Annotated in this window: 5 protein-coding genes and 2 pseudogenes; 4 read left to right on the top strand and 3 right to left on the bottom strand. The window is 66.1% G+C overall.

Annotation, left to right across the window (positions count from 1 at the left end):
- Both KH616_RS20565 and KH616_RS20570 read left to right on the top strand, forming a co-directional pair.
- Window positions 1–137 (top strand): annotated as a pseudogene (locus KH616_RS20565) (amino acid ABC transporter ATP-binding protein); the annotation flags it as partial.
- A 76-nt stretch (window positions 138–213) separates the two neighbouring features.
- Window positions 214–1,110, top strand: a complete 897-nt coding sequence (locus KH616_RS20570; protein WP_292250343.1) for a LysR substrate-binding domain-containing protein — start codon at window positions 214–216, stop codon at window positions 1,108–1,110.
- A 66-nt stretch (window positions 1,111–1,176) separates the two neighbouring features.
- Here KH616_RS20570 and KH616_RS20575 read toward each other — a convergent pair whose 3' ends face one another.
- The gene (locus KH616_RS20575) at window positions 1,177–1,818 is read right to left on the bottom strand and encodes a TetR/AcrR family transcriptional regulator (protein WP_292250348.1); all 642 of its coding nucleotides are present in this window, start codon (window positions 1,816–1,818) and stop codon (window positions 1,177–1,179) included.
- A gap of 156 nt (window positions 1,819–1,974) precedes the next feature.
- Here KH616_RS20575 and KH616_RS20580 point away from each other — a divergent pair, with 156 nt between their 5' ends.
- Window positions 1,975–3,522: an NAD(P)/FAD-dependent oxidoreductase gene (locus KH616_RS20580; RefSeq protein ID WP_292250350.1), complete on the top strand. Its 1,548-nt coding sequence runs from the start codon at window positions 1,975–1,977 to the stop codon at window positions 3,520–3,522.
- Window positions 3,523–3,529: 7 nt separating this feature from the next.
- Window positions 3,530–4,507: an alpha/beta fold hydrolase gene (locus KH616_RS20585; protein WP_292250344.1), complete on the top strand. Its 978-nt coding sequence runs from the start codon at window positions 3,530–3,532 to the stop codon at window positions 4,505–4,507.
- Between the two features lie 81 nt (window positions 4,508–4,588).
- Here KH616_RS20585 and KH616_RS20590 read toward each other — a convergent pair whose 3' ends face one another.
- The gene (locus KH616_RS20590; RefSeq protein WP_292250346.1) at window positions 4,589–4,987 is read right to left on the bottom strand and encodes a carboxymuconolactone decarboxylase family protein; all 399 of its coding nucleotides are present in this window, start codon (window positions 4,985–4,987) and stop codon (window positions 4,589–4,591) included.
- Window positions 4,988–5,417: 430 nt separating this feature from the next.
- Window positions 5,418–5,665: pseudogene (locus tag KH616_RS20595) on the bottom strand (hypothetical protein); the annotation flags it as partial.

Below are 5,665 nucleotides of genomic sequence, written 5' to 3' on the forward strand. Positions count from 1 at the left end.
GCTTCGCGAAAAAGGTCGCCCATCGCGTGATCTTCATGGACAAGGGCGCGATCGTCGAGGACGACCGCAAGGACGATTTCTTCGCGAATCCGAAGTTGGATCGCGCGAAGGACTTCCTCGCGAAGATCCTGCACTGACGACGATCGCGAGGTGCGTGGCCCGGCTGCGACGCGCATGCCGGCACGCCGCGCGCTTCACGCCGGAACCTCAACGATGAGACGACTTCCCTCCCTCAACGCGCTGCAGATCTTCGACATCGTCGCGCGTCACGGCAGCTTCACGCGCGCCGCCGAGCAGCTGTGCCTGACGCAGGGCGCCGTGAGCCGGCAGATCCTCGCCCTGGAGGCGTTCTACAGGTTCCCGCTGTTCAAACGCACGCCGAAGGGCCTGACGCTGACCGTCGAAGGCGAGCTGCTGCTGCCGACCGTGCGCGAGAGCTTCGCGCGCATCGAGGAAGTCTCGATGCGCCTGTCGCGCCGGCGCACCGAACTCGCGCTTAAGGTGCCGACCTGCATGATGCACTGGATGATGGCGCGGATCATGCGGTTCCAGGCCGAGCATCCCGACCTGCAGGTGCAGATCACGACCACGTGGCAGCATCACGTCGACTTCCGGATGGAGCCGTTCGATGCGGCGGTCATCTACGCGCCGGCCGCCGGGCCCGACATGCACGCCATCCCGTTGTTCGACGAGCGGCTCACGCCCGTATGCGCGCCGGGGCTGCTCGATCGCCAGCGACTCGCAAGCCCCGACGACCTCGCGCGCCACACGCTGCTGCATCCGACCCGCGATCACCGCGACTGGAAGCTGTGGCTCGAACAGGCCGGCGCACCGCAGGTCGACGCGACCCGCGGCCTGAGCTTCGAGACGCTCGACCTCGCAACGCATGCCGCGATCGACGGTTATGGCGTCGCGATCGGGGATCGCACGCTGGTCGACGAGAACGTGACAGCCAATCGGCTCGTGACGCCGTTCGACATATCGATTCCGACGGGAATGGGCTACTACTTCGTGTACCCGGACTGCGTCGCGCAGCAGCAGAAGATCCGCCTGTTCGGCGACTGGATCGCAGCCGAGCGCGAACCGGAAACGGACACCGCCACGATGTGAAAGGCGCCGGAACGCGCCGCGCCCGCGCGCGTCATCGCGACCCGGCGTGCCGTTCCGGCCGCCCGCTCACGCCACCGACCGCAACGTCCCGAGCAGCACCTTCCGGCAACTCGCGATCATCTGCGCTTCCGGATCGCGATATCCGGTCAACAGCCAGGCCGCGCCGACGTTGGTCATCGCCCCGACGAGCGCGAGCCCGATCAGCCGCTGCTCCAGGCGCTCCGCGGCCGTCGCCGGCTCGTCGGGCGCGCCGATCGCCATGATCAGCTTGCCGAACTCGACGAGCACGCGCTGGTAGGTCGCGTCGGTCTCCGGGCTCACCCCCATCACTTCGAGCAACAGCACGCGCGCTGCGTCCGGATCGCGCAAGCAGGCAAAGAACGCGGCGAGCCCGGCGTCCGCGCGCGCCTCCAGATCGCCGCCGCTCGCGTCGACCGCCTGCGCCACCGCGATCCGCAATGCCTCCGCATGATGCAGGTACGTGCAGCGCAGCAAGTCCTCCGTGCTGTCGAACGCCGCATAGAAATAGCGGTCGTTGAGCTTCGCCTCCTGACAGATCGCCCGGACGGTCGCTTTCCTGAACCCGATCTGACCGAAGACACGCGTCGCCGCGCGGATCAAGGCGTCGCGCCGCCCCGCCGCACGCACCTCGGGCGCCACGCCACCGTACGACCGGCCCCGCTTATCCGTTTCGAGTGCTTTCTCCATTCCGTTATTTGACATCAGGACACCCGAAAACTAAAGTGGTGACGAACGACACCAAATATAGACGCGCCGCCGGCGCATCGCCAGCAGACACGGGAGGGACGACGGATGAAGGAGTTTCCCGGCAAGGCCGCCGCAATCACCGGCGCGGGCTCGGGCATGGGGCACAGCGCCGCGGCCGAGCACGGCGCGCGCAGCACCGACCTCGACGTGCTGATCGTCGGCGCCGGGCTGTCCGGCATCGGTGCGGCCTATCACCTGAAAAAACGCTGTCCGTACGCGAGCGTCGCGATCCTCGAGGCTCGCGACGCGATCGGCGGCACGTGGGATCTGTTCCGCTACCCCGGCATCCGTTCGGACTCGGACATGTTCACGCTCGGCTACAGCTTCCGTCCGTGGCACAGCGAGAAAGCGATCTCCGACGGACAGACGATCCTCGACTACATTCAAGACACGGCGCGCACGTTCGGCATCGACAAGACGATCCGTTTCGGCCACAAGGTCGTTTCCGCGGACTGGGATTCGCATCGCGCGCGCTGGACCGTAGGCGTCGAACGCACGAACGGCGATGCGGTCGAGCGGATCGTGCTGACCTGCGGCTTCCTCTACATGTGCAGCGGCTACTACGACTACGATGCGGGCTACCGTCCGGACTGGCCGGACATGGACACGTTCGCGGGCACGCTCGTGCATCCGCAACACTGGCCGAAGGATCTCGCGTATGCGGACCGGCGCGTGGTCGTCATCGGCAGCGGCGCGACCGCCGTGACGCTCGTGCCGTCGATGGCCGCGGACGCGAAACACGTGACGATGCTGCAGCGCTCGCCGACCTACATCGTGTCGCTGCCCGCGCGCGACAAGATCGCGAACGCGCTGCGCCGCGTGCTGCCGTCGCAGCTCGCGCACCGCCTCGTCCGGATCAAGAACGTCCTGCTGACGATCTATTTCTACAACCTCGCACGCCGCAAGCCGGACGCGACGAAGAAATTCATCATCCGTGCGGCGGGCAAGCAGCTCGGCCCGCAATTCGATGTCGCGAAGCACCTGACGCCCCGCTACAAGCCGTGGGACCAGCGCCTGTGTCTCGTGCCGAACGGCGACTTGTTCAAGGCGATCCGCGCAGGCCGCGCGTCGATCGTCACCGACGAGATCGCGCGCTTCACGCCGACCGGGCTGCAATTGAAGAGCGGCGAGCATCTCGATGCGGACGTGATCGTCACCGCGACCGGACTGCGCGTCAAGCTGCTCGGCGGGGCGAAGATGACGGTCGACGGACGCACGGTCGATCTGTCGGACACCGTGTCGTACAAGGGCATGATGTACAGTGACGTGCCGAATCTCGCGTCGTCGTTCGGCTACACGAACGCGTCATGGACGCTGAAGGCCGAACTGATTGCGCGCTACGTCTGCCGCCTGCTCAATCACATGCGCGCACACGGCTACGACACCTGCGTGCCGCGTCTCGGCGACGGCGACCTCGGCTCGGTGCCGGCGGTGAACCTCAGCTCGGGCTATATCCAGCGGGCGGCCGGTGTGCTGCCGAAGCAGGGACGGCACAAGCCGTGGCTATTCCACCAGAACTACGTGCTGGATCTCGCATCGCTGAAATTCGGCACGCTGACCGATTCGGCGATGCGCTTCGAACGCCGCGCGCGGCCCGACACGACGGCCGCCCCGATCCCGCAAACTGCTCTCGACACCCGGTGAGGCCGACATGAGCCATCTGATCCAGCATGTGTTGATCGCCATCGTCGCGACGTTCGCGGCACTCGTGGCGTTCTCCTGGTATATCGCGCACCGCGTGACACGCGCGTTCAGGCCCGAAGGCCGCTTCGTCGAGATCGGCGGCGACCGCATCCATTACGTCGAATACGGCGACGGCCCGCCGATCGTGTTCGTTCACGGGCTCGCCGGACAGCTGCGCAATTTCGCATACCTGCATCTGCATCAGCTCGCCAGGCGGCACCGCGTGATCCTGGTCGACCGGCCGGGCGCCGGATTCTCGACGCGCGGCGCGCACTCGCAAGCGAACATCTTCGCGCAGGCGCGCACGATCGCCAGCTTCATCGAGGTGCTGCAGCTCGGCCAACCCGTGCTTGTCGGGCATTCGCTCGGTGGCGCGATATCGCTCGCGGTCGGGCTCAATCACCCGGAACGCGTGAGCCGCCTCGCGCTGATTGCACCGCTCACGCATCCGGAAAGCACGCCGCCGGGACCATTCCGCGCGCTGCTGCTTCCTTCGCCGCTCGTGCGCCGCTTCGTGTCGTGGACGCTCGCGATCCCGCTGACGATCCTGACCGGTCGCAAGGCGGTCGTTGCCGTGTTCGCGCCGGAAGCCGTGCCAAAGAATTTCCCGGTCAAGGGCGGCGGCCTGCTCGGGCTGCGGCCGAGCAGTTTCTACGCGACATCGACCGATCTGATCTCGGTTCCCGAAGACCTGCCGGCGATGGAACAGCGCTATGCGAGCCTCACGATGCCGGTCGACGTGCTGTATGGACGCGACGACCGCATCCTGAACTGGCGCAATCACGGCGAAGCCCTCGCGCAGAAATCGCCGCGCGTGCGGCTGAAGGTCGTCGAAGGCGGTCATATGTTGCCGGTGACGATGCCGGATGCAACGACGGACTGGATTGCCGAGGTGGCAGCCGCGATCGTTGACGCGGATCCGGTCGCGCAAAAAGCGGAGCACTGACGTTAGTGCCGGGGCGGCATCGTTTGATGCCGCCGCCGCGCCCCGGTGCGGCTCCTGCCCGCACCCCGCTCGTCCGCCGATTCAGCGCCCGTCGTCAGGCAGCGTCAGGCCGAGTTCCGCGATCACGTCGCGCGCGCTGCGGAACGCCTCGACCGCCGCCGGCGCGCCCGCGTACAGCGCGCTATGCAACAGCACCTCGCGAATCTCGACGAGACTGGCGCCGTTGTTGATCGCGCCGCGTATGTGTCCCTTCAGTTCGGTGCTGCGCCCCAGCGCCGCCAGCATCGCGCACGTGCATAGGCTGCGCGTCTTCAGGTCGATGCCGTCGCGCCGCCACGTGCTGCCCCATGCGTGCTCGTTCAGCCAGTCCTGCAACGGCCGCGAAAAACCGTCGAGATCGCGCATCGCCCGCTCGACGAATGCCTCGCCCATCACCTCGGTGCGGCGCGCCTTGCCTTGTTCCCTGTCCTGTTCGCTCATGTGGCTGTCCCGTTCCCTATTCCGTCGATCGTCGGTTCGTCCGTGCCCGCGTGCGACACGGGCGCGGACGGCGTATCGACCTCATGTTCGGGGTGCGCGGACTTTTCGTCAAAGATGCATCCCTCGGTCAGACGGCGAAACGGGGGGTGCGGTGCCGGCCGCTTCCGAGGCCGCGGACGAGCGGCCGTGGCAGCGCACTGCCAATACGGCGACGCTACGTAACGTCCGGCCCCGCGTTACGGATACCGGCCGGAACATCGCGACACGTGGCCCCATGCCGCCAAGGGCAAACGCAATAAATCTGAACAAATTCCATCGAACATCGCAGATTTCGCGTGAAATCTGCGTCGGGCATCGGGCAATTACGGATGGCGCGGAAATTGCAGTCTCGGCGGGAACAAACACTGATCGTCGAGGCCAACATGCAGAATTACTTCGCGAAAACAACGCTGTCGCTCGCCATCTCGTCATTGCTCATGTTGTATGGATGCGGATCGATTGACGGCCCGAACTCGCCCCCCGTTCTGAAGTCGAGCACGTCGGGTTCTTCGGGTTCTTCGGGTTCTTCGGGTTCTTCGTGTTCTTCGGGTTCTTCGGGTTCTTCGGGTTCTTCGGGTTCTTCGGGTTCTTCGGGTTCTTCGGGTTCTTCGGGTTCTTCCGGTTCTTCCGGTTCTTCCG

Source organism: Burkholderia sp. (genome assembly GCF_018375725.1).
Classification (GTDB): domain Bacteria; phylum Pseudomonadota; class Gammaproteobacteria; order Burkholderiales; family Burkholderiaceae; genus Burkholderia.